Source organism: Streptomyces tritici (genome assembly GCF_048500665.1).
GTDB lineage: Bacteria > Actinomycetota > Actinomycetes > Streptomycetales > Streptomycetaceae > Streptomyces > Streptomyces tritici.
Genome location: NZ_CP183183.1, coordinates 3,301,107 through 3,323,663 on the forward strand (window position 1 = coordinate 3,301,107; position 22,557 = coordinate 3,323,663).

The following is a 22,557-nucleotide window of genomic DNA, read 5'->3' on the forward strand; positions in this document are numbered from 1 at the left end:
GCGCCGAGATGTTCACAGAATGCCCCGGAGATCGCTAACTTCCCTTCAACCTCGTTCATCGGGAAGGACCTCTGTGAACGCATCCCATCGCAGAGCCGCGGCCACCCTGGCCGCAGCCGCACTCGCGACCCCGCTCCTGCTGGCCGCCTCCCCCGCCTCCGCCGCCCCGGACCCCGGGAAGCAGGCGTCGAAGGACGCCGTGAAGCTGGCGAAGAAGCTGGTCCGCGAGGCGTCCGCCACGGACGCCCACAAGCACCTCGAGCAGTTCCAGGCGATAGCCGACTCGGCCGGCGGGCACCGCGCCGCGGGCTCGCTCGGTCACGACGCCTCCGCCGCGTACGTGTACAACCAGCTCAAGAAGGCCGGCTACAACGTCTGGTACCAGAAGTTCGACTTCCAGTACACCGAGACGCTGGCCGAGAAGCTCTCCGTGGTCTCCCCCGCCCCGCGGGACATCGAGATCAAGGCGATGACGTACACCAAGTCGACCCCGGTCGGCGGCATCAAGGCCGAGCTGGCCGCCGCCCCGGTCGACGCGGACGGCACCAACGGCTGCGAGCCGGGCGACTTCGCCTCCGGCACCTTCACCGGCAAGATCGCCCTGATCAAGCGCGGCGGCTGCACCTTCGCCGCCAAGCAGGAGAACGCCGCCGCCGCGGGCGCGGTGGGCGCGATCATCTACAACAACACCGACGGCGCCCTCTCCGGCACCCTCGGCGACCCGGCCGCGGGCAAGGTGCCCACCGGCGGCGTCTCCCAGGCCGAGGGCGAGAAGCTCGCCGCCGACCTGGCCAAGGGCCCGGTCTCGCTCTCCTTCGAGATCCGCCAGCTCCAGGAGAAGCGCTCCACCAACAACGTCCTCGCGGAGACGAAGACCGGCAACGCGGCCAACACCGTGATGTTCGGCGCCCACCTCGACTCCGTGACCGCCGGCCCCGGCATCAACGACAACGGCTCCGGCTCCGCCGGCATCCTCGACGCCGCGCTGAAGCTGGCCAAGGCGGAGAAGAAGCCGGCCAACAAGGTCCGCTTCGCCTGGTGGTCCGCCGAGGAGAACGGCCTGCTCGGCTCCGAGCACTACGTCGCGAACATGAGCGAGCTGGACAAGAAGGAAGTCAAGCTCTACCTCAACTTCGACATGATCGCCTCGCCGAACTACGGCCTGTTCGTCTACGACGGCGACAACTCCGACGGCGTCGGCGCGGGCGCCGGCCCCGAGGGCTCGGCCCAGCTCGAGCGCGACATCACCGACTTCATGGACAAGCGCGGACTGCCGCACGAGGGCACCGACTTCACCGGCCGCTCCGACTACGGCCCGTTCATCGAGATCGGCATCCCGTCCGGCGGCACCTTCACCGGCGCCGAGGGCATCAAGACCGCCAAGCAGGCGGAGAAGTTCGGCGGCGAGGCGGGTGTCGCGTACGACGTGAACTACCACGCCGCGGGCGACGACATCAGCAACATCAACATGACGGCCTTCGACGCCAACATCGACGTCATCGCCAACGCCGTGGGCACCTACGCCCACGACATCAGCTCCCTGAAGCGCCCGGTCGTCTCCGTCCCGACGGACGGCGACGCCGGCAGCGGCGGCGGCCTGCACGACGGCCACGACCACGAGGTCACCGAGTAGGCACCACCGGAACCTCCGGCAGGACCCGGCTCCCTCCAGGGGCCGGGTCCTACCTTCTTCTGCGCGCCGTGCCGAACAGCGAACGGGTGATCTCGCGGCCCAGCTGGGTACCGATCGAGCGGGCCAGCGACTTGAAGGCGCCGCTGCCGACGACCTGCCGGACCAGGGACTCCTCGTCCTTCTCCGACGGCCGCGCCTCCGTGGGCCGCGCCTCCTCGGACCCCGCCTCGGCCTCCGCCGCCGTCCCGGCCGCCGGCCGCGCCGCCAGCCGCTCGTACGCCGACTCCCGGTCCACCGCCCGCGCGTACCGCCCGTACCCCTCCGAAGCGCGCACCGCCTCGTCCAGCGCCGCCGAACCGACCGGGCCCATCAGCGACTCCGGCGCCCGCAGCCGGGTCACCGCCACCGGCGTCGGCGCGCCGCTCTCGCCCAGCACCGTCACCACGGCCTCGCCGGTGCCGAGCCCGGTCAGGACCTCCTCCAGGTCGTACGCCGAGTGCGGGAACGTCCGCACCGTCGCCTTCAGCGCCTTCGCGTCGTCCGGGGTGAACGCCCGCAGCGCGTGCTGGACCCGGTTGCCCAACTGGGCGAGCACGTCGGCCGGTACGTCCTTCGGGGTCTGGGTCACGAAGAACACCCCGACGCCCTTCGAGCGGATCAGCCGCACCGTCTGCGTGATCGACTCCAGGAACGCCTTCGACGCGCCGGCGAACAGCAGATGGGCCTCGTCGAAGAAGAACACCAGCTTCGGCCGGTCCAGGTCGCCGACCTCCGGCAGGTCGTGGAACAGGTCCGCGAGCAGCCACATCAGGAAGGTCGAGAACAGCCGCGGCCTGTCCTGCACCGCCGGCAGCTCCATCACCGACACCACCCCGCGCCCGTCCTGCGCCGTGCGCAGCAGCTCCGCCGTGTCGAACTCCGGCTCCCCGAAGAACCCGCTCGCGCCCTGCTGCTCGAAGGCCGTGAGCGCGCGCAGGATCACCCCCGCCGTCGCGGACGACAGCCCGCCGATGCCCTTCAGCTCGGGCCTGCCCTCGTCCGAGACGAGGAAGGCCACCACGGCCCGCAGGTCCTTGAGGTCCACCAGCTCCAGACCCTTCCGGTCCGCGTAGTGGAAGATCAGGCCGAGCGACTGCTCCTGCGTCGGGTTGAGGTCCAGCACCTTCGCCAGCAGCACCGGGCCGAAGCTCGTCACCGTGGCCCGTACGGGGATGCCGGCGCCCAGGCCGCCGAGGCCGTGGAACGCGCACGGGAAGCCGGTGGCCGTCCAGTCCTGGCCGACCTGCGCGGCCCGCTCCCGCACCTTCGCGCCGTCCTGGCCGGGGGCGGACAGCCCGGACAGGTCGCCCTTCACGTCCGCCAGGAACACCGGGACGCCGTGCGCGGAGAGCTGCTCGGCGATCAGCTGGAGGGTCTTGGTCTTGCCGCTGCCGGTCGCGCCCGCGACCAGTCCGTGCCGGTTGAGCATCCCGAGCGGGATCCGGACCTGCCCGCCCGGGTGACAGACGCCGTCCCACAGCAGGGCCCCCAGATCGAGTGCGTCTCCCCGGAAGGCGTAACCGGCGGCGATCTCGGCGGCCGGCCCGTCCGGCAGGGCGTCCGGCCCCCGGTCGGCGGCGGTCGGCGGCTGGTCGCTCACGCTCATGACGAGACCCCAATTCCGGGTTTGCGGCGTTTCGACTGTTCCGCCCCAGCATCGCACCGGGCCCTCGTGGCTGCGCCGGGGACCGCTCGCCCGGTAGGCTTTCCGTGTGATCTTCAAGCGCATCGGAAACGGGAGGCCGTATCCCGACCACGGCCGGGAAAGCACCCGCCAGTGGGCGGACGTCGCGCCGCGCCCGGTCCGCCTCGATCAGCTCGTGACGACCAAGGGCCAGCTGGACCTGGAGACCCTGCTCGCCGAGGACTCCACCTTCTACGGCGACCTCTTCGCGCACGTCGTGAAGTGGCAGGGCGACCTCTACCTGGAGGACGGACTGCACCGCGCCGTCCGCGCCGCGCTCCAGCAGCGCCAGGTGCTGCACGCCCGCGTGCTCGAACTGGACTGACCCGCTCCGCCGAGCCGACCCGTTCGGAGCCACCTGCCGCCCGTCCGGACGCGATCACATGATCATCAAGTAGGCAACTCCGGCGCACCGCATTACGCTGCGCCCATGAGCATGCTCACTCCCCCCGGTATGGGCGGAAAGTACCGCATCACGGGGGACGTCCACCCCCGCATGCGCCGCCCCCGCCGCCGGCGCCGGATCGCCCTCGCCTCGCTCGCCGCCGTGGTCGTGCTGGGCGCGGCCGGGTGGGGAACGATGCAGCTGATCGACGTCTTCTCCGGAGGCGACGGCACCGCGAACGCCGCCGCCCGCGGCGCCGACTGCAAACCCGCGCCCAAGGCCAGTACGCCGCCCGCGCCCGTGCTCCCCAAGCCCGCGCAGGTCACGGTGAACGTCTACAACGCGACCCCGCGCGGCGGACTCGCCAAGGCGACCGCCGACGAGCTCAAGAAGCGCGGCTTCACCATCGGCAAGGTGGGCAACGCCCCGGCCGCGTACGACAAGAAGGTCCCGGGCGCCGCGATCCTGCTGGGCGCGCCGACCGCGGCCAAGGGCGCGTTCCCGGTCCTGGGCACGCAGCTGAAGGGCGCCGCGACGAAGACCGACACCCGGACCACGGCCGACGTGGACCTGATCATCGGGACGGCCTTCAAGACCCTGGACGCGAAGACGACGGCGGACGCGGCCCTGGTCGCGCTGAACGCTCCCAGGCCCGCGCCCGCGAAGAAGTGCTGAACGTTCGGACCGGCTCCCCGGCCTGAACGGTCCGGCCGGCTCCCGTGAGGGAGTCGGCCGACGCGTCGGTACGGCTACTCGGCCGACCCGTACATGCGGTCGCCCGCGTCGCCGAGGCCCGGCACGATGTAGCCGTGCTCGTTGAGCCGCTCGTCGACGGAGGCCGTCACGACCGTCACCGGCGTGCCCGCCAGCTCGCGCTCCATCACCTCGACGCCCTCCGGGGCGGCGAGCAGCACGACCGCGGTCACGTCGTCCGCGCCGCGCCGGATCAGCTCCTGGATGGCGGCGACCAGCGTGCCGCCGGTGGCCAGCATCGGGTCCAGGACGTACACCTGGCGGCCGGAGAGGTCCTCCGGCATCCGCGTCGCGTACGTCGACGCCTCCAGCGTCTCCTCGTTGCGGATCATGCCGAGGAAGCCCACCTCGGCGGTCGGCAGGAGGCGCACCATGCCGTCGAGCATGCCGAGGCCGGCCCGCAGGATCGGGACCACGAGCGGCCGCGGGTGCGACAGCTTCACGCCGGTCGTCGGCGTGACGGGGGTCTCGATGTCCACCTGCTCGGTGCGCACGTCCCTGGTGGCCTCGTAGGCGAGCAGGGTGACCAGCTCGTCGGCCAGCCGGCGGAAGGTCGGGGAGTCGGTGCGCTTGTCGCGCAGCGTGGTGAGCTTGTGGGCGACCAGCGGGTGATCGACGACGTGGAGACGCATGACTCAACAGTAGCCCGCACTGGCGTGCACCCACGCCGCGGAGGGAAGGTGGGGGCGTAGACGGAGTCACCCGTGGGGTGGTGGGCCATGCCGGAACCGCAACAGGACGACGAACCGCGCGAGACCGACGCCGAGCGCAGGCGGCGACGCGCCCAGTTCCTGCGCGAGCTGAACGAGGCCAGGGCGCTGCGCGAGCGGGTGCAGCCGCGCCGGGCCAGGGCCGCCCGGATGCGCCAGGCGATGCGCATGCGCACGTTCCGCTGGTGAGGTGCGGGTGGTTTGCGGCGGCCGTCCGGAGGTCAGACTGATGCACGACGCAAGAGCCGAAGACCTCTCCTGAAGCCGCTCTTTCTGCCACGATGCCGATTGGGCGGGGCAACGGAGGCACCGCCGGATCGACACACCTCTGATCAGTGGGAGAGTCAGGTGTACTTCGCCGCACTGCTCGCGCGCACCGAAGACGGGTGGGAAGCGAGCGACACGGAACTCGACGACGTGGAGACCCTGTCCGACCTGGCCGAGCTCGCCCGCGAGGCGTCGGTCGACGAGGACACGGTGGTCGTCTACATCGAGCAGGAGGACGCGTGGTTCGGCATCGTCCGCGTGGAGGGTGAGGACGACCCCCGGATCTACGTCTCCGACGGTGCCGCCGCCGCCCGCTCCTCGTACGGGGAGATGCTGACCAAGGAGATCCTCGGCACGGACGACGAGGACGACGCGGACGACCTGGACGCGCTCGACCTCGACGGCACCGAGGACGGGGAGCCGGAGGACGGCGACGAGGCCGAGGACGACGGCGGCGCGGCCGCCGACACGGTGCCCTCCGGCCCGGTCGGCGACCGGCTGATCCTCGACGACCTGGGTCTGGCGGAGCGCGAACTGCGCGCGCTGGAGCCGGGCGAGGCGCTCAGCGAGATCGCGGACGTCCTCGGAGCCGCGGAAGTGCTGGAGACCGTTCGCTAGTGATGCCCTCCGTACCACCCGGACCGGGACCGGCCGCCGCCGGTCCCGATTCCTTTCCCGACCCCGTGCGGGAGCCTGTTCCCCCGTCCGGCCCCGGCGCCCCCGACCCCGTGCGGGATCCGTGGCGGCCCGCGATGCGGCTCGCCCTGGCGGAGGCCGACGCGGCGGCCCGCGGCGGCGACGTGCCGGTCGGCGCGGTCCTGCTCGGTCCGGACGGCGCGGTCCTCGCGGCCGGGCACAACGAGCGGGAGGCGGTCCACGACCCGACCGCGCACGCGGAGGTCCTGGCGCTGCGCCGGGCGGCGGCGCTGCGCGGGGAGTGGCGGCTGACCGGCTGCACGCTCGTCGTCACCCTCGAACCGTGCGTCATGTGCGCGGGGGCGCTGGTGCAGGCCCGGGTCGACCGGGTCGTCTACGGCGCGGTGGACGAGAAGGCGGGCGCGGCCGGTTCGCTGTGGGACCTCGTCCGCGACCGCCGGCTCAACCACCGCCCCGAGGTGATCGCGGGCGTGCTGGCCGAGGAGTGCTCGGCGCAGCTGACGGCCTTCTTCCGGACCCGCTGACCTGCGCGGGGATACGGATTTCATCGCAGGGGCACCTGTGGGCTAAGCTCTCTCTCGGTAGCGTGTCCGAGCGGCCGAAGGAGCTCGCCTCGAAAGCGAGTGTGGCGCAAGTCACCGAGGGTTCAAATCCCTCCGCTACCGCTTCTGTACGAAGGGTCCGGTGCACACGCACCGGGCCCTTCGTCGTGTCCGGCCGCGGGGCCCTCGACCCTTAAGGAGCGGGGAAGGGCTCGGTTAGACTCACGCGACCGCGACCAGGGGAGGGCAGGGCAGATGGTGGAGGCGAAGAAGGTCGCACTGTGGATCGTGACCGTCTTTGTGCTGTACACGATCATCGTTTCTCCCAAGCGGGCCGCGGAGCTCGTCGGGGTAGGGTTCGAGGGCATATCGTCCGCCGCACAGGGCGTCGGCGAGTTCATGACCGAGCTCGTCAACTAGAGCACCGACGAGGAGTCCTGCCGTGATCCGCCATCTGGTCCTGTTCAAGCTCAACGACGGGGTGGAGCGCGACGAGCCGCGCGTGCAGGCCGGCGCCGCCGCGTTCAAGGCGCTCGGCGACGTCATTCCGGAGCTGACGTTCTGGGAGTGCGCCTGGAACATCACCGACCGGCCCATCGCCTACGACTTCGCCATCAATTCGGCGGTCGAGGACACCGACGCGCTGAAGCGGTACATCGAGCACCCCGACCACCAGGCGGCCGCCGCCCAGTGGCGTGAGTTCGCCACGTGGGTGATCGCCGACTACGAGTTCTGATCCCGAGTTCGATCGCGGATCAAGGCCCCTCGCCGTCGCGGCGGGGGGCCTTCGTGCATCCCTGACCGCCCAACTTGCCCTCAACACGTAGTTATACGGTGCTTGCACACAGTGGACATGTCTTGTGATGCTATGACCGCTTTTGACGGATGAGTTGACCGTAGTTGACCAGCAAGACCAGCCAGAGGGGTGGCGTGAACGTGCCGGCCAGTACTGCGCCTCAGGTGCCGCCCCAGAACGAGCCCGCGAACGAGCAGGAGTCCGAGGCGCCCGCCCGCCCGCGCGAGCGCAGCAGCCGTGGGGCCGACACCCGGGCGCTCACCCAGGTGCTCTTCGGCCAGCTGAAGAACCTGGAGCCCGGCACCCCCGAGCACGACCGCGTCCGCGGCGCCCTGATCGAGGCCAACCTGCCCCTGGTGCGCTACGCGGCGGCCCGCTTCCGCTCCCGCAACGAGCCGATGGAGGACGTGGTCCAGGTCGGCACCATCGGCCTGATCAACGCCATCGACCGGTTCGACCCGGATCGGGGCGTGCAGTTCCCGACCTTCGCCATGCCGACCGTCGTCGGCGAGATCAAGCGGTACTTCCGCGACAACGTGCGCACCGTCCACGTCCCCCGCCGCCTCCACGAGCTGTGGGTCCAGGTCAACGGCGCCACCGAGGACCTCACGACCGCGCACGGCCGCTCCCCCACCACCGCCGAGATCGCCGAACGGCTGAAGATCGGCGAGGACGAGGTGCTGGCCTGCATCGAGGCCGGCCGCTCGTACCACGCCACCTCCCTGGAGGCGGCCCAGGAGGGCGACGGGCTGCCCGGGCTGCTGGACCGGCTCGGCTACGAGGACCCGGCACTGGCCGGCGTCGAGCACCGCGACCTCGTCCGGCACCTGCTCGTGCAGCTGCCCGAGCGCGAGCAGCGCATCCTGATGCTCCGTTACTACAGCAATCTGACCCAGTCTCAGATCAGCCAGGAGCTCGGGGTCTCGCAGATGCACGTGTCAAGGCTCCTCGCCCGCAGCTTCGCCCGGCTGAGATCCGCAAATCGGATCGAGGCGTAACCGGAACGGGTAGACCGGTTCGGCGCAGTTCTGACGCTCACCAAATGCCGTACACCCCTTGTTTCCTGCGGATACTCACCCCTGATGTGTCGACAAGTCACTACAGCGTGTTGCCGACATGTGACATTCTGCTGGAACCGCGTTTGGCGCAGCCCCGCCTCCGGTATTCAGGTGGAGGCTGCGTTCCTCCGATGGTCGCGGCCGCCGCGACCGTCCCGCGACCTCAAGGGGGTGGCATGTCCGCAGAACAGGGCAGCTCGAAGGTGCTCACGCTCACGAAGAGCGAGCCCACCGAGCCTCTTCCCGTACCTTCGGAAGCCATCGACACCCGCACGCTGTCCCGCTCCCTGTTCCTCAGGCTGCGCGCCCTCGACGCCGACGGCGTGGCCGCCGACAGCCCGGAGCGCACCTACGTCCGCGACACCCTCATCGAGCTCAACCTGCCGCTCGTGCGGTACGCGGCGGCCCGCTTCCGCTCCCGCAACGAGCCGATGGAGGACATCGTCCAGGTCGGCACCATCGGTCTGATCAAGGCCATCGACCGTTTCGACTGCGAACGCGGCGTGGAATTCCCGACGTTCGCGATGCCGACGGTCGTCGGCGAGATCAAGCGGTTCTTCCGCGACACCTCGTGGTCGGTGCGGGTGCCGCGCCGGCTGCAGGAGCTGCGCCTCGCGCTGACGAAGGCCAGCGACGAGCTGTCGCAGAAGCTGGACCGCTCCCCGACGGTGCCCGAACTCGCCGCCGTGCTCGGGGTGTCGGAGGAGGACGTCGTCGACGGCCTCGCCGTGGGCAACGCGTACACCGCCTCCTCGCTCGACTCCCCGTCGCCCGAGGACGACGGCGGCGAGGGCTCGCTGGCGGACCGGCTCGGCTACGAGGACACGGCGCTCGAGGGCGTGGAGTACCGCGAGTCGCTGAAGCCGCTGCTGGCCAAACTCCCGCCCCGGGAACGGCAGATCATCATGCTCCGCTTCTTCGCCAACATGACGCAGTCGCAGATCGGCGAGGAGGTGGGCATCTCGCAGATGCACGTGTCGCGGCTGCTCACGCGGACGCTGGCGCAGCTGCGCGAGGGCCTGATCGCGGACTGAGTCCCGCACCCGTACCACAAGGGCCTCCTCCGGCACGGGAAGTTCGTTTTTCCGCTTCCTTGTTGACGAACCGTCAGCCACACTGGCGCGATGCGACGGAGGCGGCTGGGAACACTCACGGCGGCGCTCTGCCTCGGCGGGGCGCTGACCGCGTGCGGCGGCGGGAACGACGGCGAGGGCTACGCGGCGGTGGGCGCGCGCGGCGGCGGCTCGCCGGGCGGCGCGGTCGCCCCCTCGGGCTCGGTGCGCCTGGTCCCGCTGGACGGCCCCTCGGCGAGCGGGACGACGTCGAGCACCTCGTCCCCGAGGCCGGACGGCGCTCCCGCCGGTCCGGACACGGGCGCGCGTACAGAAACGGGCACGGGTACGGGCGGCGGTACGCCGACGGGCTCCGCGACCGTGACGCTGCCGGGCGCCGGAGGCGCGGGGCCCACGACCCCCGGCGCGACGGCTCCGCCGCTGCCGGCCCCCGGGACGCCCGGAGGACCGGGCGGCCCGTCGAGCACTCCGCCCGCGCCCCGTCCGTCCGGCACGGCGACGCCCGCCCCGGCGCCGTCCCCGGCCCGGCTGACGCTCTCGGTGCCGGTGCTCGCCGAGGGCGACCGCCGCTGGTGCCAGGAGGTGACCCTCACCTTCCGCAACACCGGAGGCACCGCCGTCGCCTCGGGCACGGTCGCCTTCGAGACGCACGTCATCGGCGCGCTGGGGATCGACTGGGCGACCGTCGAGTCCGCCCAGCCGCTGCCCGCGCCGATCGCCGCGGGCGCGGCGAAGAAGCACACCTACACGGTGTGCGTGGAGTCCTGGCGCGTTCCCCTCGGCATGCGCATCGAGACGCAGAGGGTCACCGCGGCCTGGAAGTGAGCGGCGCCGGTCAGCCGAGGGCGAGCCAGGCCACCGCGCCGACGATCACGAGGGCCGCGACGACGCCGACGATCAGACCGACCCGGGGGCCGGAGGCCGGCGCGGCCTGGGCCTGGCGCTGCGGGGCCTCGTCGACGAACGCGCGGAACATCTGGGTGCTGCCGGCCGGGTCGTAGCTGCCCTCGGGGCCCTGACCCTGCGGTGCGTGGGGGTTGTGTGCCATGGAAAGTGACCCTAGCGAACCGGGGGTTGCCGCCCCAACCCCCGGCACCGGTCCCCCACACCCCCTCCCCCTTTGCCGATTCTTTAGCACCGTTTGACCGATTTAGTTTGCCTGGAGCAACCATCCATCTCTATGGTTGCCCTAAGCAACAAGATGTCTGGGGTAGCCGTGGACCAGCCCGCGAAGAACCGGTACGAGAACCTCACCCGTCAGGTCAGCGCCATCGGCGCGGTCAAGCGGGGCATGGCGCGCTCGCTGCCGGCCGACTGCCCGCCCGGCACCGCCGGGGTGCTCGCCCTGGTCCACCGCCACGGCGATCTGCGCATCGGGCGGATCTCCGAGCTGATGGGCGTCGACATGTCGGTCAGCAGCCGGCACGTCGCCCATGCCGTGGAGCGCGGCTGGGTCGAGCGCCTGCCCGACCCGGACGACCGGCGCTCGCGCATCCTCCGCCTCACCCCCGCGGGCGGCGACAAGCTCACCGAGCTGGACCGCCGGCTGACCGCGATGCTCGCGGAGAAGCTGGCGGACTGGTCCGACGACGACATCGAGCTGCTCACCTCCCTGCTCACCCGTTTCCGCGACGCCTTCGGGGACTGCCGCGCCCACCACGCCTGACGACGGCCCACCAGGCCCGACGACGAAGGAAGTTCATGGCCACGACCACCCCCGCACCCGCGACCCGGGCGGGCGGACACCCCACCGGCGGGGCGCCCATGTCCCACCGGCAGATCATGGAGGCGCTGTCCGGGCTGCTGCTCGGCATGTTCGTCGCGATCCTGTCGTCGACGATCGTCTCCAACGCGCTGCCCGAGATCATCACCGACCTCGGCGGCGGCCAGTCCGCGTACACCTGGGTCGTCACAGCGTCCCTGCTGTCGATGACGGCGACCACGCCCCTGTGGGGAAAGCTGGCCGACCTCTTCTCCAAGAAGCTGCTCGTCCAGCTGTCGCTGCTCATATACGTGGCCGGCTCGATCGTGGCCGGCCTCTCCCAGAGCACCGGCATGCTGATCGCCTGCCGCGTCGTCCAGGGCATCGGCGTCGGCGGTCTGACCGCGCTCTCCCAGGTCATCCTGGCCGCGATGATCGCCCCGCGCGAGCGCGGCCGGTACAGCGGCTACCTCGGCGCGGTCTTCGCCGTCGCCACCGTCGGCGGCCCGCTGCTCGGCGGCGTCATCACCGACACCGAATGGCTCGGCTGGCGCTGGTGCTTCTACGTCGGCGTGCCCTTCGCGCTGCTCGCGCTGGTCGTGCTGCAGAAGACCCTGAAGCTCCCGGTCGTGAAGCGCGACGTCAAGGTCGACTGGGCCGGTGCGTTCTTCATCAGCGCCGCCGTCTCGCTGCTGCTGATCTGGGTCACCTTCGCCGGGGACAAGTACGACTGGCTGTCGTGGCAGACGGCCGTGATGGTCGGCGGCTCCGTGGTCCTCGGCGCGGTCTTCCTGCTGGTCGAGGCGCGGGCGGGCGAGCCGATCATCCCGCTGCGGCTGTTCCGCAACCGCACGATCACCCTGGCCTCGCTGGCCTCTCTCTTCGTGGGCGTGGCGATGTTCGCCGGCACGGTGTTCTTCAGCCAGTACTTCCAGCTGGCGCGGGGCGAGTCGCCGACGATGTCCGGCGTGCTCACCATCCCGATGATCGCGGGCCTGTTCGTCTCGTCCACCGCCTCGGGCATGATCATCACCCGCACCGGCCGCTGGAAGGCCTGGCTGATCGCCGGCGGCGCGCTCGCCACCGCGGGCCTCGGCCTGCTCGGCACCGTCCGGTACGACACGGAGTACTGGCACATCGCCCTGTTCATGGCGGTGCTGGGCCTCGGGCTCGGCATGATGATGCAGAACCTCGTGCTCTGCACCCAGAACCAGGTCGACCCCTCCGACCTCGGCGTCGCCTCCTCCGTCGTCACCTTCTTCCGCTCCCTCGGCGGCGCGATCGGCGTCTCGGCGCTCGGCGCGGTCATGGCCCACCGGGTCACCGACTACGTGAAGGACGGCCTCGCCGAGCTGGGCCCGAAGGCCGCGGCGGCCCTGGGCCAGGGCGGCACGGGCGGCGGCATCCCCGACATGGACAAGCTGCCGGCCCCGATCCGTACGGTCATGGAGGACGCGTACGGGCACGGCGTCGCGGACGTCTTCCTCTACTCGGCGCCGTTCGCGCTGATCGCCTTCCTGGTGACGCTGTTCATCAAGGAGGTCGCGCTGAAGAGCAACGGCGGGAAGTAGCGGACTCCCGGCCGCGCCCCGAGCGGAGGCGCGGCCGGGTCACGGAGCGGTGGGCAGGGGACGGCCCACCGCTCCGTCATTGGTCCTCGTCCCGGCTGCGCTCGACCATGACCTCGATGCCCGCGATCAGCACGTCCAGCGCGTAGTCGAAGTCCCGGTCCCAGATCTGGTCGACGCTGCCGTGCGACTGGCGCTCGTCGAGGATGTCGGTCATGCCCTCCAGGGCGTCCATGAACTGCTCGTCCTCGCGGAACGCCTTGATGGAGTCCGTGTAGTAGTCGTCCTGCGACATCCCGGCCTGCTGGGCGACCCGGCTGAACTGGCCCTCGATCGTCCCGTAGCCGTACACGAACTGGAACACCGCCGACATCGCGCTCGGCTGCCGGGTGATCGGCAGGCCGGTCTCCCGGATCGCCTCCTGGATCTTGGTGCCGACGGCGATGGCGTTCGGGCCGATGTTGAGGTACTGGCCGGCGACGGCCGACATCCACGGGTGGCGGACCAGCATCCGCCGGTACCCGAGTGCCAGCGCCCGGATGCGTTCGCGCCAGCCGCCCGCGGCGTCGACCGCGGTCAGGTCGACCTCCCCGTACACCGTGTCGATGGCGTACTCGATGATGTCGTCCTTGGTGTCCACGTACCAGTACAAGGACATCGCCGTGACGCCCAGTTCGGTGGCCAGCCGGCGCATGGACAGCTTGGCCAGGCCCTCCTCGTCGAGCATCCGGACCGAGGCGGCCACGATCCGGTCCCGGTCGAGGCCGGCCGGGCCGCCCCCGCTGCGGGCGGCCCGCTTCTCCAGCCAGACGCTGGAACGCGCCGGGTTCTTGGCCCGATCGGCTGCCTTGACCATCGCGTTCCTCCGTCTGTCAGTCGTCCGTGACCATGCTAGGAGGCCACGGCCGGCTGCTCGTCCCCCGCCGTCTTCCGCTCCGTGCGCTCGGCCCGCTTCAGCAGCGCCGCCGCCAGCAGACCGCCCGCGAACACCGCGATCGCGCCGACCAGCTGGCTGGTCTGCAGTCCGGAGGCGAAGGCGTCGGAGATCTGCGCCCGTTCGGCGTCCGAACCGGCCGCGGCCAGGGCCGCCGGGAGCGAGGTGGCGGTGACGGTGACCAGCGCGGCGAACCGGGCGTTGAGGACCGCGCCGAGGACGGCGACGCCGAGGCCGTTGCCGAACTCGGCGAGGGTGCCGTTGACGCCCGCGCCGACGCCGGCCTTCTCCGGCGGGATGGCGCTCATGATGGCGTTGGCCATGGCCGGGTTGGAGACGGCGAGGCCGATGCCCATGAGGACCAGGCCGAGGAGCATCCCCCAGTACGTGCCGTCGGCGCCGCCGCCGATCAGGGCGATCGAGCCGAGACCGGCCGCGACCAGCGTCATGCCGACGGTGACGGTGAGCGGGGTGCCGAGCTTCATCACGATCCGCGGGCCGACGCCGGTGAGGTTGAGCGCGACCACGGTCAGCGCGAGCGGCGCCATGCGCAGTCCGGCCTCCAGCGGTTCGTAGCCGAGGACGAACTGCAGGTGCTGGGTGAGCAGGAAGAGCGAGCCGCCCATGCCGAACATGACCAGGATCGCGCCGGCCACGGCGCCGACGAACTTCTGGTTGCGGAAGAAGTGCATGTCGAGCATCGGGTACGGGATGCGCAGCTCCCACAGGGCGAACCCGGTGAGGACGGCGACGCCGATCGCGGCCGGCAGCAGCACCTCGGTCGAGGTCCAGCCGTGCTCGGGGCCGGTGATGATCGCGTAGACGGCGGCGGTCATGCCGACGGTGGAGAGCAGCGCGCCGAGCAGGTCGGGCCGCTCGCCCTGCGGGTTCTTGGACTCGGGGACCAGCTTGAGCACCGCGACCAGGCCGATCACGGCGACCGGGATGTTGACGAGGAAGATCATTCCCCACCAGAAGTGGTCGAGGATCGCTCCGCCGATCAGGGGGCCCGCGGCGAAGCCGAGGGAGCCGACCGTGGCCCACAGCGCGATGGCCTTGACCCGCTCGGAGTCGTCGAAGATCTGCATCACGACGGCGAGCGTCGTGGTCATCAGGAGCGCACCGCCGATGCCCATGCCCGCGCGGGCCGCGATCAGCTGGGCGGTGGACTCGGCGAGGCCGGCGGCGAGCGAGCCGAGGCCGAAGAGCGCGAGACCGGCGGCGAGCAGCTTCTTGCGCCCGTAGCGGTCGGCGGCGTTGCCGGCGGTGAGCAGCAGACCCGACTGGACCAGCGAGTACGCGTTGATCATCCACTGGATGTCGCTGGTGGAGGCGTGCAGTTCGCTGGTGAGCGAAGGGATCGCGACGCTCAGGACGGTGTTGTCGAGCAGCACGGTGAGCTGGGCGAGACAGATCACGCCGAGGATCAGCCAGCGCTGCGGGTGGCCGCCGGTGGTGGCGGCCGGTTGGTCGGCGGCGGTCGTCGCCGTCATCGGGTCCCCCTTGTACGGTGTACGAGACGTGGTGTCGTACACCGTACAAGAGAGTCTCGTACGCTGTATAGCGATTTCTCGGCGCGCCGCCGGGGCCGCCGGGTGCCGGGTTTCGGGCCGGGGGCGGGGCGCCGGCCGCCGGGGTCGCCGGGGGTGGTCACGGGGCCGGGTGCCGTGCCCGGGGGACGACGCGGCCTCCGGGCCCGTACAGGAAACGCATGACGGGCGCCGCGGCCGGGCGGAGGCGCTCGGCACGGGCTACTCCGCGGGCTTGATGAGGTACCCGGCGCCGCGCCGCGTGTGGATCATCGGCGCCCGCCCGGCGTCGATCTTCCGCCGCAGGTAGGAGATGTACAGCTCGACGACGTTGGCCTGCCCGCCGAAGTCGTAGGACCAGACGCGGTCGAGGATCTGCGCCTTGCTCAGCACCCGGCGCGGATTGCGCATCAGGTACCGCAGCAGCTCGAACTCGGTCGCGGTGAGGTGGATCGGCTCGCCGCCGCGGGACACGTCGTGGCTGTCCTCGTCGAGCCGCAGGTCGCCGACGACGAGCACGGAGTCGTCACGGGCGGCGACGGCCGCGCCGGAACGGCGGATCAGGGCGCGCAGCCGGGCCACGACCTCCTCCAGGCCGAACGGCTTGGTCACGTAGTCGTCGCCGCCCGCGGTGAGCCCCGCGATCCGGTCCTCGACGGCGTCCTTCGCGGTGAGGAACAGCACCGGCACGTCGGGCAGTTCGCGGCGCAGCAGCCCGAGGACGGCGAGCCCGTCCATGTCCGGCAGCATCACGTCGAGGAGCACGGCGTCCGGCCGGAACTCCCGGGCGGTCCGCAGCGCCGAGGCGCCGTCGCCGACGCTGTGCACCTCCCAGCCCTCGTACCGCAGGGCCATGGAGAGCAGTTCGGTGAGCGACGCCTCGTCGTCGACGACGAGCACGCGTACGGCGGTGCCGTCCGGTCTGAGCATGTCGGTTCGCCCCCGGGGCGTCGTGGTGGTCATGCGACCACGCTCGGCGGGGGTGCTGAGAGCGTCCTTGGCGCTATCTGTGAATTACCTGAGAAACGGCCGGAAGCGGAAGCCCGAACAGCCGGGCCGCGTTGGCGTGGCACACGCCGCGCAGCCAGTCGTCCCCCAGGTCGAGACGGGCCAGGGCGTCGAGCTGATCCCCGTACGGGTAGGGGATGTTCGGGAAGTCGGAACCGAGCAGGACCCGGTCCCCGAGCCCGAGCAGCCGCTTGCGCTCGCCCGCCGGGAAGGGCGCGAGCCGCTCGGCGAAGTCCGTGAACGCCATGGTCGTGTCGAGGTGCACCCCGTCGTACCGCTCGGCGAGCCCGAGGAAGTCCCCGTACTCCGGCATCCCCAGGTGCGCGACGACCACCCGCAGCCGGGGGTGCGCGGCGAGCAGCCGCCGCATGGGCTCCGGCCCGGTGAACCGCCCGGGCGCCGGCCCGGACCCGCAGTGCACGACGACGGGCACACCGGCCTCGGCGAGCATCCCCCAGACGCCTCGGAGGACCGGCTCGTTGGGATCGAAGTCCCCCACCTGCAGATGCACCTTGAACACCCGGGCCCCCTGGTCGAGCGCCCGGCGGACGTACGCCGGGGCGTCGTCCTCGGGATGGAAGGTGGCGGTGTGCAGACAGTCCGCCGTCCGCCCGGCGAACCCCGCGGCCCACTCGTTCAGCCAGCGGGCCATGCCGGGCTTGTGCGGGTAGAGCATCGCCGTGAACGCCAGGACGCCGAACCCGCGCAGGATCTCGACCCGGCGGTCCTCCTCCTCGCGGTAGGCGATGGGCCACGCGACGCCGGTCAGCGGCCCGACGGAGTCGAAGTACGCCCAGACCTTGTCGAGCACGTTCTGCGGCATGAAGTGCGTGTGCACGTCGACGAGCCCGGGCAGCCCCAGCGCGCGGGCGAAGGCGACGGGATCACCGCTCATGGTGGTAACTGTCCTCCACCCGCCCGATGTGCACGCTGTACCGCTCGTACCAGTGCTCCCGCCCGTACTGCTTGGCGGCCCGGTGCTCGGCGTCGTCCCGCCAGGCGTGCAGGGACTCCAGGTCCCGGAAGTACGCGACGGTGATCCCGATCCCGCCGGGCGTCCGCGCGGACTCGTACCCGAGGAACCCGGGCACGTCCTGCACCCGCGCGTGCATCCGTTCGAGCGTCTCGCCGTAGCCCTCGGGGTGATCGGGCCGGACGGAGGTGAAGACAGCGGTGTAGTAGGGCGGTTCGAGCCCCGAGACGAGTGTGGGTGACTGGCTCATGCGGATCACGATCGGCGGCGGGGGGAGGGGGTGTCCAGGGAGCCGGGGGAAAGGGATCCAAGGCTTTACCCAAACCGTTGCCGGAGGGGGGCCGGCTCAGAACAACCCGCCCTGCTGCCCGGCGGCCCCGCACGCCACCAGCGGCACGGAGACCGGTCCCTCGGAACCGCCGGGCCCTCCAGGCGCCCCGGCATCGACCCCCACCAACCCCCACCCCCGCATCAACCGCGTGTCGAGCACGACGCACCGCCCGTCCGCCGTCACCAGATGCAGATCGGGCCCGGCGGCGGCGCGCAGCGACCCGACGAGTCCGCCCCCGTCCGTGAACGCGGCGACCGCGCCGGCGGGCGCGGGCAGCCCGTCGAGCCGGAAGGCGTCCCCGTGGTCGTACGCGGCGAACTCCAGCGGCTCCAGGGTCTCGCCCCACTCCGGTACGGCCACGGCGGCCCGGTACAGCGCCCCGACCTGCCCGGCCCGCTCCTCGGCGTCCGGCAGCGCGTGCCGTACGGCACGCTTGCGCGCGTACGGGATCCGGTCCGGCACGTCGAGCGCGTGCCGCAGCACCTCCTCGGTCCGTCGGGCCGCCATGAGCGCCCCGCGCCCGAGCCAGCAGAACGCCACCGCGCCCTGCTCCAGGAGCCGGGCGTCGCCCCGCTCCTCGGCGGTGATCCCCACCTTGACGAGGCCGGGCCCGAACCAGGCGAGGTACACCCGGTAGACCCGCGGATCGTCGGCGAACGAGTCCGCCGCCACGGAGTGGGCCCGGTCGAGGCGTGCGCACTCGGCACACCGCCCTCCGGTGGAGGTCCCGGCGACCCCGGCCCGCACGGGGCACGGGTTCCCCCGCGCCCCCACGCACGCGCGCCGCCCCACGGCCCGCACCCCGACGCCCTGCCCGTACACCAGCCGCGACGCCCTGCCGCCGGCCCACCGCAGCACGGGCCCGCCCGCGTCCCACCGCAGCCCGTCACAACGCCAGACGGGCGCGGCGGAACCGGTGGCGGACCGGGGAGGCGAGGAGCTCACACCCCCGATGGTCCAACCTCAGTGCGCCAAACCGAAACCGAGGAGCACGGCGGCCTCGACCCGCACGCTCCCGGGCGCGAAGACTCCTTCGAGCTCGGCGTCCCCGCCGACGCGGCTCCCGTGGCTCCGCACGCCGAGCGACTCGGGATCCACGTCCTGGATGTGCACCACGGGCCCGAGCGGCACCCCGCACGCCTCCGCGTACACCTCGGCCTTGCGCCGCGCGGCGGCGACGGCCCGGCGCCGCGCCTCGTCGCGGAGCCTGGGCTTGTCGAGCACGTCGAAGTGCACCTCGTCGACCCGGTTCGCGCCCGCCTGCACGGCCTCCTCGACGAGGAGTTCGAGCCGGTCGAGCGCGCGGGTCTGCACGGTGTACAGCGCCTCGCACCGGTACCCGCGGAACGTGCGCTCGGCCCCGTACCCGTTGAAGTCCGATTTCAGCGCGAGCCGCGACCCGGACACCTCCGAGTCCGGCACCCCGTGCTCCCGCAGCACCCCGCGCAGGCGGGCCACCGCCGCCCCGGCCCGTTCGAACGCCTCCTTGGGCGTCGGGGCCAGCAGATCGACCGCCAGCCGCACCATGGCCACCGTCGGCTCCGCCGACACATGCCCCGCCCCCAGAACGCTCAGCCCCCAGGGCTGCTTGATCTCTGCCATCCCGCGATCCAACCACCGCGCGGGAGCCCGCGCCGGGCCATTACCGCCCGGGGCCCTCCCCGACGGGCCGCGCGGTCACCAGATACCCCGCGAAGCGCACCCCCGCCCGCGTCTTCGCCCACCCGTCGGCCCGCTCGACGGGAACGAACTCGGTCGTTCCAGGAACGGGCTCGGACACACCGCCCCCGCGCGAGGACACCTCGTACCGACAGTGCACCTCGTCGACCCCCACCACCTCCAGGGCGACGGGCGCATCCCCGGCCCCCTGCCCGTGATGCTCCTCCCGAAAGCCGATCCCCGCCGCCACCTCGTCCCCCACAAGATCGGCGTAGTCCTCCGGGTCGGCCTCGATCAACTCCCACGAGACGACATCCCCCGGCCCGAAGCTCTCCCCACAACACTGCATCTGCCAGTCATCGACCCACACCGTCACCGTCACACGCCCCTCCTCCCCTCACCGGCCGACGGAGCGGCCGCCCGAATACAGCCCGCGAGCGCGCCGAACGGAACCGCCGCGCCGGCCGCCGCCCGAACCGCACCGAGCCCGACGCTGTCCGCGTCCCAGGCGGCCACCACGGCGCGGGGCAGCACGTAGAACTCCCACTGGTCGGTGTCGAGCGGCTCGTAGACGGCGTGTTCACGCGCGGTCTGGACCGCGAACACGTAGACGTCGGCGTTGTACGACTTCTCCTCGGAGTACCCGCCCTCAGGAGTCCAGGTGCGAGCCCGGAGCCCGCCGAACCGGATGAGCGACGGCGCTCGCTGATCCCACGCCTGCAGATACGCCCCGGCCTTGACCTCGATGCGCAGCCCGTCGTCGGTCTCGACGTCGTGGCTCGCCCACTCCACCCGAGGCTCGTGCGAGCCGACCGCCCGGTGCACCAGAAACTCGGCGAACAGACCCCTCGTGTTGTTCATCCGCAGATCCGGCATGGCGAACCGCCAGAAGTCGACCACGGTGGCGCCGGGAACACCGCCGATCGCCTCGTCACCACGCAACGGCGACACAGAACGCGGCGTCAACCCCCGACGATCAGCCCCCTCCACACCCCGCAGTCTGCCAGGCAGCGGGCGCCGGAGGGCTCCTTTTCATCCCGGTCGGCGGTAGGTGGCCGTCCCGCCGATGTCCGCCACGATCGTCGGGCAGGCCCCGCACGCGGCGGCGCCGCGCTGCGCGAACCACCGGCAGTCCCGGCGGATGGCGCAGGTCGGCAGGGTGCCCGGACGCGTCTCGCGCGCGTCCGGTGCGCGCGCGTCGTCGGGGGGATCGTCCAGTACGTGATCGATGACGGCGCAGCCCTCGCCGGTCCACTGCGAGCAGGCGCCCTCGACGCAGGGCTGGCTGAAGCGGTACCGCCGCTCCGGCAGCCCCACCTCCTGCAGGCGCGAGGCGTACGCGGCGTCCACCACGACGGGCATCGGCAGGTACGCCAGCCGGCCCTGCTCCGTCATCACGCCGATGATCGAACCGCCCTCGTGGCACGGGCCGCTCGGGCAGGCCCGACGCCGGCCCTGCCCGTCGGCGGCGCCCGCGGTCGTCACTGCTGCGCCCGCTCGGCCCCCATCCTCTGGAGTTCGGTCATCAGGTCCGGCCGGGGAATGCCGTGCCACCACACGTTCGCCCGCACCGGAACCGTCAGGGAGTCCTTCGGCAGCAGCTCGCCCAGCGCCAGCGCGCCGGCCTGTGCGACGGCACGGCTGACCCTTTCCTGTTGCTCGTCGGTGAGTTCGACGTCGGTCAGCACGAACGTGAACTCGTGCTTGCTGTTCTTGGCCACCATGCCTCCAAGGTCCGCCTGAGGTGATTCAGTCCCCCGCCCGACCGTAAGAAGCGCACCCCCGGTCCGCGACGCGTGCGATCCGAGCGGGTGACGCGTCAGCGGGTGCGGCGGCATGGCGGCGGGGAGACGCTGGAAGCAGGAACGACGAGGGGAGCCACGACATGGTGTTCGTAGTAGGCGGGCTTCTCGCCGCAGGACTGGTCGGCATCGCGGGCTACGAGGTGTACAAGGCCGTCCAGCGCAACCAGGCCCGCGAGCGCATCCGGGAAGAGCAGCCCGCGGACGGCGGCTCCCTCCTCCCGCAGTGACCCGACGGCAGGAGCCGTCTTCACGCGCAACGCAACGCGAGAGGCCCGGACTCTCGTCCGGGCCTCTCGTCTCTGTGCACTCGGCAGGATTCGAACCTGCAACCTTCTGATCCGTAGTCAGATGCTCTATCCGTTAAGCTACGAGTGCTTGTTCTGTTGTTGTCTCCGCTCCCCGGCCTTTCGGCCCGCTCGCGGCGACAGGAAGAACATTACATGACTGCCGCCGCCATGTGAAATCCGTTAGGCGCACCCCTTGTGACCTGCGAAAACGTCTCCGGGCGGGCTGTCGCGGGGGCCCGGGAACGGCGGAAGCCCCGGCCGTGGGGCCGGGGCTTCCTGGGGCGGAGGCGGAGGGATTTGAACCCTCGATGGGCTTTAAGGCCCAAACCGCATTAGCAGTGCGGCGCCATAGACCGGACTAGGCGACGCCTCCTTCACACACTCGCGCGTGCGCGGGTCGTGCGTGCAGATGATGACACAGGCGAGCCGGGTGTCACCAATCGGTTCCCACCGTACTAGGCCGCCCGGCCGCAGGGCAAAGCCCTGCGCTTGCGCAACGAACGGGCGTGCGGAGCGTTAGAGCAGTCGGGGACACCCCCTCGCACACCCTCCGCACCTCCGGGAGTCCGCATGCTGCGCCGCCTCGCCCTCACCACGGCCACCGCCGCCCTCGCCCTCTCCGCCGCGCCCGCCGCCGGCGCGGTCCCCGTGCCCTCCTGGCTGCCGCCGCTGCCCGGGCTGTCCGCCGCCGAGGACCGCCTCACCGTCACCGTCACCGGCAGCGCCGACGCGACCGCCGACGGCACCTTCGCGCTGGAGTGCGGCGCCACCGGGGCCGGCGGCGACCACCCCGCCGCCCAGGACGCCTGCGCGCGCCTCGACGAGCTCGCCCGCGAGGGCCAGGACCCCTTCGCCCGGCCCGCCTCCGACCGCATGTGCACCATGCAGCACGGCGGCGACGCCGTCGCCCATGTCACCGGCACCTGGCAGGGCCGCCCCGTCGACTCCCGCTTCAGCCGTACGGACGGCTGCGAGATCGAGCGCTGGCGGAACCTGGAGCCCGTGCTCCCCCGCCTGCAGGGCTGACCCCGCGGGGCCGCGCCCGCGGCCCCACCCCCGTACCCGCAGGTCAGCGTGCACATCATGTGCCCATGGCCCGCCCCGGCCGCACACAACCTTGCGAAGTGCTCCCCCGCATCCGCCGCCGCGGCCGGCGTCCCAGCC

29 protein-coding genes and 3 tRNA genes are annotated in these 22,557 nt (G+C 71.9%); 16 read left to right on the plus strand and 16 right to left on the minus strand.

Annotated elements, in window-relative coordinates; translation table 11 throughout:
* Positions 1 to 73: 73 nt before the first annotated feature.
* Positions 74 to 1,633: a M28 family metallopeptidase gene (locus tag ACNJ93_RS15190; RefSeq protein WP_418957942.1), complete on the plus strand. Its 1,560-nt coding sequence runs from the start codon at positions 74 to 76 to the stop codon at positions 1,631 to 1,633.
* Positions 1,634 to 1,682: 49 nt separating this feature from the next.
* Here the strand turns inward: ACNJ93_RS15190 and ACNJ93_RS15195 are convergent, their stop codons facing one another.
* Entirely contained in the window at positions 1,683 to 3,278 is a 1,596-nt protein-coding gene (locus ACNJ93_RS15195) for a helicase HerA-like domain-containing protein (protein ID WP_418957943.1), read from the minus strand.
* A gap of 106 nt (positions 3,279 to 3,384) precedes the next feature.
* On the opposite strand from ACNJ93_RS15195, the gene ACNJ93_RS15200 reads away from it, so the two are divergent.
* Positions 3,385 to 3,681 (plus strand): type II toxin-antitoxin system VapB family antitoxin, encoded by a 297-nt coding sequence (locus tag ACNJ93_RS15200; RefSeq protein ID WP_003999914.1) that lies wholly within the window; start codon positions 3,385 to 3,387, stop codon positions 3,679 to 3,681.
* Positions 3,682 to 3,786: 105 nt separating this feature from the next.
* Positions 3,787 to 4,416, plus strand: coding sequence for a LytR C-terminal domain-containing protein (locus ACNJ93_RS15205; protein WP_418957944.1), 630 nt, complete (start codon positions 3,787 to 3,789; stop codon positions 4,414 to 4,416).
* A gap of 74 nt (positions 4,417 to 4,490) precedes the next feature.
* On the opposite strand, the gene upp is transcribed toward ACNJ93_RS15205, so the two are convergent.
* On the minus strand, positions 4,491 to 5,126 hold the full coding sequence (gene upp, locus ACNJ93_RS15210) for a uracil phosphoribosyltransferase (RefSeq protein WP_418957945.1): 636 nt from the start codon (positions 5,124 to 5,126) through the stop codon (positions 4,491 to 4,493).
* An 87-nt stretch (positions 5,127 to 5,213) separates the two neighbouring features.
* Here upp and ACNJ93_RS15215 point away from each other — a divergent pair, with 87 nt between their 5' ends.
* From ACNJ93_RS15215 to ACNJ93_RS15255, 9 genes are all read left to right on the plus strand, one after another.
* Positions 5,214 to 5,393 carry a hypothetical protein gene (locus ACNJ93_RS15215; protein ID WP_418957946.1) on the plus strand — a complete coding sequence of 60 codons (180 nt, stop codon included), beginning with the start codon at positions 5,214 to 5,216 and terminating at the stop codon, positions 5,391 to 5,393.
* A gap of 159 nt (positions 5,394 to 5,552) precedes the next feature.
* The gene (locus ACNJ93_RS15220; RefSeq protein ID WP_418957947.1) at positions 5,553 to 6,089 is read left to right on the plus strand and encodes a hypothetical protein; all 537 of its coding nucleotides are present in this window, start codon (positions 5,553 to 5,555) and stop codon (positions 6,087 to 6,089) included.
* Positions 6,090 to 6,091: 2 nt separating this feature from the next.
* Complete coding sequence (gene tadA, locus ACNJ93_RS15225; RefSeq protein WP_418957948.1) at positions 6,092 to 6,652, plus strand: tRNA adenosine(34) deaminase TadA; 561 nt, start codon at positions 6,092 to 6,094, stop codon at positions 6,650 to 6,652.
* Between the two features lie 56 nt (positions 6,653 to 6,708).
* A tRNA-Ser gene (locus ACNJ93_RS15230) sits at positions 6,709 to 6,793 on the plus strand.
* 132 nt (positions 6,794 to 6,925) lie between these two features.
* A complete protein-coding gene (locus tag ACNJ93_RS15235; protein ID WP_418957949.1) occupies positions 6,926 to 7,090 on the plus strand; it encodes a hypothetical protein in 165 nt (54 codons plus the stop codon).
* A 22-nt stretch (positions 7,091 to 7,112) separates the two neighbouring features.
* Positions 7,113 to 7,406 (plus strand): Dabb family protein, encoded by a 294-nt coding sequence (locus tag ACNJ93_RS15240; RefSeq protein WP_418957950.1) that lies wholly within the window; start codon positions 7,113 to 7,115, stop codon positions 7,404 to 7,406.
* A 200-nt stretch (positions 7,407 to 7,606) separates the two neighbouring features.
* A complete protein-coding gene (locus ACNJ93_RS15245) occupies positions 7,607 to 8,464 on the plus strand; it encodes an RNA polymerase sigma factor SigF (protein ID WP_418957951.1) in 858 nt (285 codons plus the stop codon).
* A gap of 236 nt (positions 8,465 to 8,700) precedes the next feature.
* Entirely contained in the window at positions 8,701 to 9,558 is an 858-nt protein-coding gene (locus ACNJ93_RS15250; RefSeq protein ID WP_418957952.1) for an RNA polymerase sigma factor SigF, read from the plus strand.
* Between the two features lie 90 nt (positions 9,559 to 9,648).
* Positions 9,649 to 10,422: a hypothetical protein gene (locus ACNJ93_RS15255; protein WP_418957953.1), complete on the plus strand. Its 774-nt coding sequence runs from the start codon at positions 9,649 to 9,651 to the stop codon at positions 10,420 to 10,422.
* 10 nt (positions 10,423 to 10,432) lie between these two features.
* On the opposite strand, the gene ACNJ93_RS15260 is transcribed toward ACNJ93_RS15255, so the two are convergent.
* Positions 10,433 to 10,645, minus strand: a complete 213-nt coding sequence (locus tag ACNJ93_RS15260; RefSeq protein ID WP_418957954.1) for a hypothetical protein — start codon at positions 10,643 to 10,645, stop codon at positions 10,433 to 10,435.
* Positions 10,646 to 10,813: 168 nt separating this feature from the next.
* Here ACNJ93_RS15260 and ACNJ93_RS15265 point away from each other — a divergent pair, with 168 nt between their 5' ends.
* Positions 10,814 to 11,263, plus strand: a complete 450-nt coding sequence (locus tag ACNJ93_RS15265) for a MarR family winged helix-turn-helix transcriptional regulator (RefSeq protein ID WP_418957955.1) — start codon at positions 10,814 to 10,816, stop codon at positions 11,261 to 11,263.
* Positions 11,264 to 11,298: 35 nt separating this feature from the next.
* The gene (locus ACNJ93_RS15270) at positions 11,299 to 12,870 is read left to right on the plus strand and encodes an MDR family MFS transporter (protein ID WP_418957956.1); all 1,572 of its coding nucleotides are present in this window, start codon (positions 11,299 to 11,301) and stop codon (positions 12,868 to 12,870) included.
* Positions 12,871 to 12,946: 76 nt separating this feature from the next.
* Here the strand turns inward: ACNJ93_RS15270 and ACNJ93_RS15275 are convergent, their stop codons facing one another.
* From ACNJ93_RS15275 to ACNJ93_RS15325, 11 genes are all read right to left on the minus strand, one after another.
* The gene (locus ACNJ93_RS15275; protein WP_418957957.1) at positions 12,947 to 13,723 is read right to left on the minus strand and encodes a TetR/AcrR family transcriptional regulator; all 777 of its coding nucleotides are present in this window, start codon (positions 13,721 to 13,723) and stop codon (positions 12,947 to 12,949) included.
* 35 nt (positions 13,724 to 13,758) lie between these two features.
* On the minus strand, positions 13,759 to 15,294 hold the full coding sequence (locus tag ACNJ93_RS15280) for an MFS transporter (RefSeq protein ID WP_418957958.1): 1,536 nt from the start codon (positions 15,292 to 15,294) through the stop codon (positions 13,759 to 13,761).
* 258 nt (positions 15,295 to 15,552) lie between these two features.
* Positions 15,553 to 16,293: a response regulator transcription factor gene (locus tag ACNJ93_RS15285; RefSeq protein WP_418957959.1), complete on the minus strand. Its 741-nt coding sequence runs from the start codon at positions 16,291 to 16,293 to the stop codon at positions 15,553 to 15,555.
* A 40-nt stretch (positions 16,294 to 16,333) separates the two neighbouring features.
* Entirely contained in the window at positions 16,334 to 17,233 is a 900-nt protein-coding gene (locus ACNJ93_RS15290; protein ID WP_418957960.1) for an amidohydrolase family protein, read from the minus strand.
* A complete protein-coding gene (locus ACNJ93_RS15295) occupies positions 17,223 to 17,561 on the minus strand; it encodes an antibiotic biosynthesis monooxygenase family protein (RefSeq protein WP_418957961.1) in 339 nt (112 codons plus the stop codon). Before ACNJ93_RS15295 ends, ACNJ93_RS15290 begins: the two co-directional genes overlap by 11 nt.
* A gap of 96 nt (positions 17,562 to 17,657) precedes the next feature.
* Positions 17,658 to 18,587, minus strand: coding sequence for a DUF2797 domain-containing protein (locus ACNJ93_RS15300; RefSeq protein ID WP_418957962.1), 930 nt, complete (start codon positions 18,585 to 18,587; stop codon positions 17,658 to 17,660).
* 18 nt (positions 18,588 to 18,605) lie between these two features.
* The gene (locus ACNJ93_RS15305; RefSeq protein ID WP_418957963.1) at positions 18,606 to 19,244 is read right to left on the minus strand and encodes an SIMPL domain-containing protein; all 639 of its coding nucleotides are present in this window, start codon (positions 19,242 to 19,244) and stop codon (positions 18,606 to 18,608) included.
* A 40-nt stretch (positions 19,245 to 19,284) separates the two neighbouring features.
* Entirely contained in the window at positions 19,285 to 19,683 is a 399-nt protein-coding gene (locus tag ACNJ93_RS15310; RefSeq protein WP_418957964.1) for a DUF6578 domain-containing protein, read from the minus strand.
* Positions 19,680 to 20,267: a hypothetical protein gene (locus ACNJ93_RS15315; RefSeq protein WP_418957965.1), complete on the minus strand. Its 588-nt coding sequence runs from the start codon at positions 20,265 to 20,267 to the stop codon at positions 19,680 to 19,682. Before ACNJ93_RS15315 ends, ACNJ93_RS15310 begins: the two co-directional genes overlap by 4 nt.
* A gap of 66 nt (positions 20,268 to 20,333) precedes the next feature.
* Complete coding sequence (locus ACNJ93_RS15320) at positions 20,334 to 20,696, minus strand: hypothetical protein (protein WP_418957966.1); 363 nt, start codon at positions 20,694 to 20,696, stop codon at positions 20,334 to 20,336.
* 86 nt (positions 20,697 to 20,782) lie between these two features.
* Complete coding sequence (locus tag ACNJ93_RS15325) at positions 20,783 to 21,025, minus strand: hypothetical protein (protein ID WP_418957967.1); 243 nt, start codon at positions 21,023 to 21,025, stop codon at positions 20,783 to 20,785.
* Positions 21,026 to 21,186: 161 nt separating this feature from the next.
* Here ACNJ93_RS15325 and ACNJ93_RS15330 point away from each other — a divergent pair, with 161 nt between their 5' ends.
* Positions 21,187 to 21,333, plus strand: coding sequence for a hypothetical protein (locus tag ACNJ93_RS15330; RefSeq protein ID WP_418957968.1), 147 nt, complete (start codon positions 21,187 to 21,189; stop codon positions 21,331 to 21,333).
* Between the two features lie 75 nt (positions 21,334 to 21,408).
* Here the strand turns inward: ACNJ93_RS15330 and ACNJ93_RS15335 are convergent.
* Positions 21,409 to 21,481 (minus strand) — tRNA-Arg (locus ACNJ93_RS15335).
* Positions 21,482 to 21,675: 194 nt separating this feature from the next.
* Positions 21,676 to 21,766, minus strand: a tRNA-Ser gene (locus ACNJ93_RS15340).
* Positions 21,767 to 21,963: 197 nt separating this feature from the next.
* Between ACNJ93_RS15340 and ACNJ93_RS15345 the strand changes: the two genes are divergently transcribed.
* Positions 21,964 to 22,419 (plus strand): SSI family serine proteinase inhibitor, encoded by a 456-nt coding sequence (locus tag ACNJ93_RS15345; RefSeq protein ID WP_418957969.1) that lies wholly within the window; start codon positions 21,964 to 21,966, stop codon positions 22,417 to 22,419.
* Positions 22,420 to 22,557: the final 138 nt, after the last annotated feature.

Coding starts and splice junctions, on each gene's coding strand:
- ACNJ93_RS15295 (WP_418957961.1), bottom strand. CDS start 17,561: ATGAGCCAGTCACCCACACTCGTCTCGGGGCTCGAACCGCCCTACTAC.
- ACNJ93_RS15270 (WP_418957956.1), top strand. CDS start 11,299: ATGGCCACGACCACCCCCGCACCCGCGACCCGGGCGGGCGGACACCCC.
- ACNJ93_RS15305 (WP_418957963.1), bottom strand. CDS start 19,244: ATGGCAGAGATCAAGCAGCCCTGGGGGCTGAGCGTTCTGGGGGCGGGG.
- ACNJ93_RS15235 (WP_418957949.1), top strand. CDS start 6,926: ATGGTGGAGGCGAAGAAGGTCGCACTGTGGATCGTGACCGTCTTTGTG.
- ACNJ93_RS15195 (WP_418957943.1), bottom strand. CDS start 3,278: ATGAGCGTGAGCGACCAGCCGCCGACCGCCGCCGACCGGGGGCCGGAC.
- ACNJ93_RS15260 (WP_418957954.1), bottom strand. CDS start 10,645: ATGGCACACAACCCCCACGCACCGCAGGGTCAGGGCCCCGAGGGCAGC.
- ACNJ93_RS15325 (WP_418957967.1), bottom strand. CDS start 21,025: ATGGTGGCCAAGAACAGCAAGCACGAGTTCACGTTCGTGCTGACCGAC.
- ACNJ93_RS15275 (WP_418957957.1), bottom strand. CDS start 13,723: ATGGTCAAGGCAGCCGATCGGGCCAAGAACCCGGCGCGTTCCAGCGTC.
- ACNJ93_RS15345 (WP_418957969.1), top strand. CDS start 21,964: ATGCTGCGCCGCCTCGCCCTCACCACGGCCACCGCCGCCCTCGCCCTC.
- ACNJ93_RS15320 (WP_418957966.1), bottom strand. CDS start 20,696: ATGACGGAGCAGGGCCGGCTGGCGTACCTGCCGATGCCCGTCGTGGTG.
- ACNJ93_RS15290 (WP_418957960.1), bottom strand. CDS start 17,233: ATGAGCGGTGATCCCGTCGCCTTCGCCCGCGCGCTGGGGCTGCCCGGG.
- ACNJ93_RS15250 (WP_418957952.1), top strand. CDS start 8,701: ATGTCCGCAGAACAGGGCAGCTCGAAGGTGCTCACGCTCACGAAGAGC.
- ACNJ93_RS15285 (WP_418957959.1), bottom strand. CDS start 16,293: ATGACCACCACGACGCCCCGGGGGCGAACCGACATGCTCAGACCGGAC.
- tadA (WP_418957948.1), top strand. CDS start 6,092: ATGCCCTCCGTACCACCCGGACCGGGACCGGCCGCCGCCGGTCCCGAT.
- ACNJ93_RS15280 (WP_418957958.1), bottom strand. CDS start 15,294: ATGACGGCGACGACCGCCGCCGACCAACCGGCCGCCACCACCGGCGGC.
- ACNJ93_RS15205 (WP_418957944.1), top strand. CDS start 3,787: ATGAGCATGCTCACTCCCCCCGGTATGGGCGGAAAGTACCGCATCACG.
- ACNJ93_RS15330 (WP_418957968.1), top strand. CDS start 21,187: ATGGTGTTCGTAGTAGGCGGGCTTCTCGCCGCAGGACTGGTCGGCATC.
- ACNJ93_RS15215 (WP_418957946.1), top strand. CDS start 5,214: ATGCCGGAACCGCAACAGGACGACGAACCGCGCGAGACCGACGCCGAG.
- ACNJ93_RS15255 (WP_418957953.1), top strand. CDS start 9,649: ATGCGACGGAGGCGGCTGGGAACACTCACGGCGGCGCTCTGCCTCGGC.
- upp (WP_418957945.1), bottom strand. CDS start 5,126: ATGCGTCTCCACGTCGTCGATCACCCGCTGGTCGCCCACAAGCTCACC.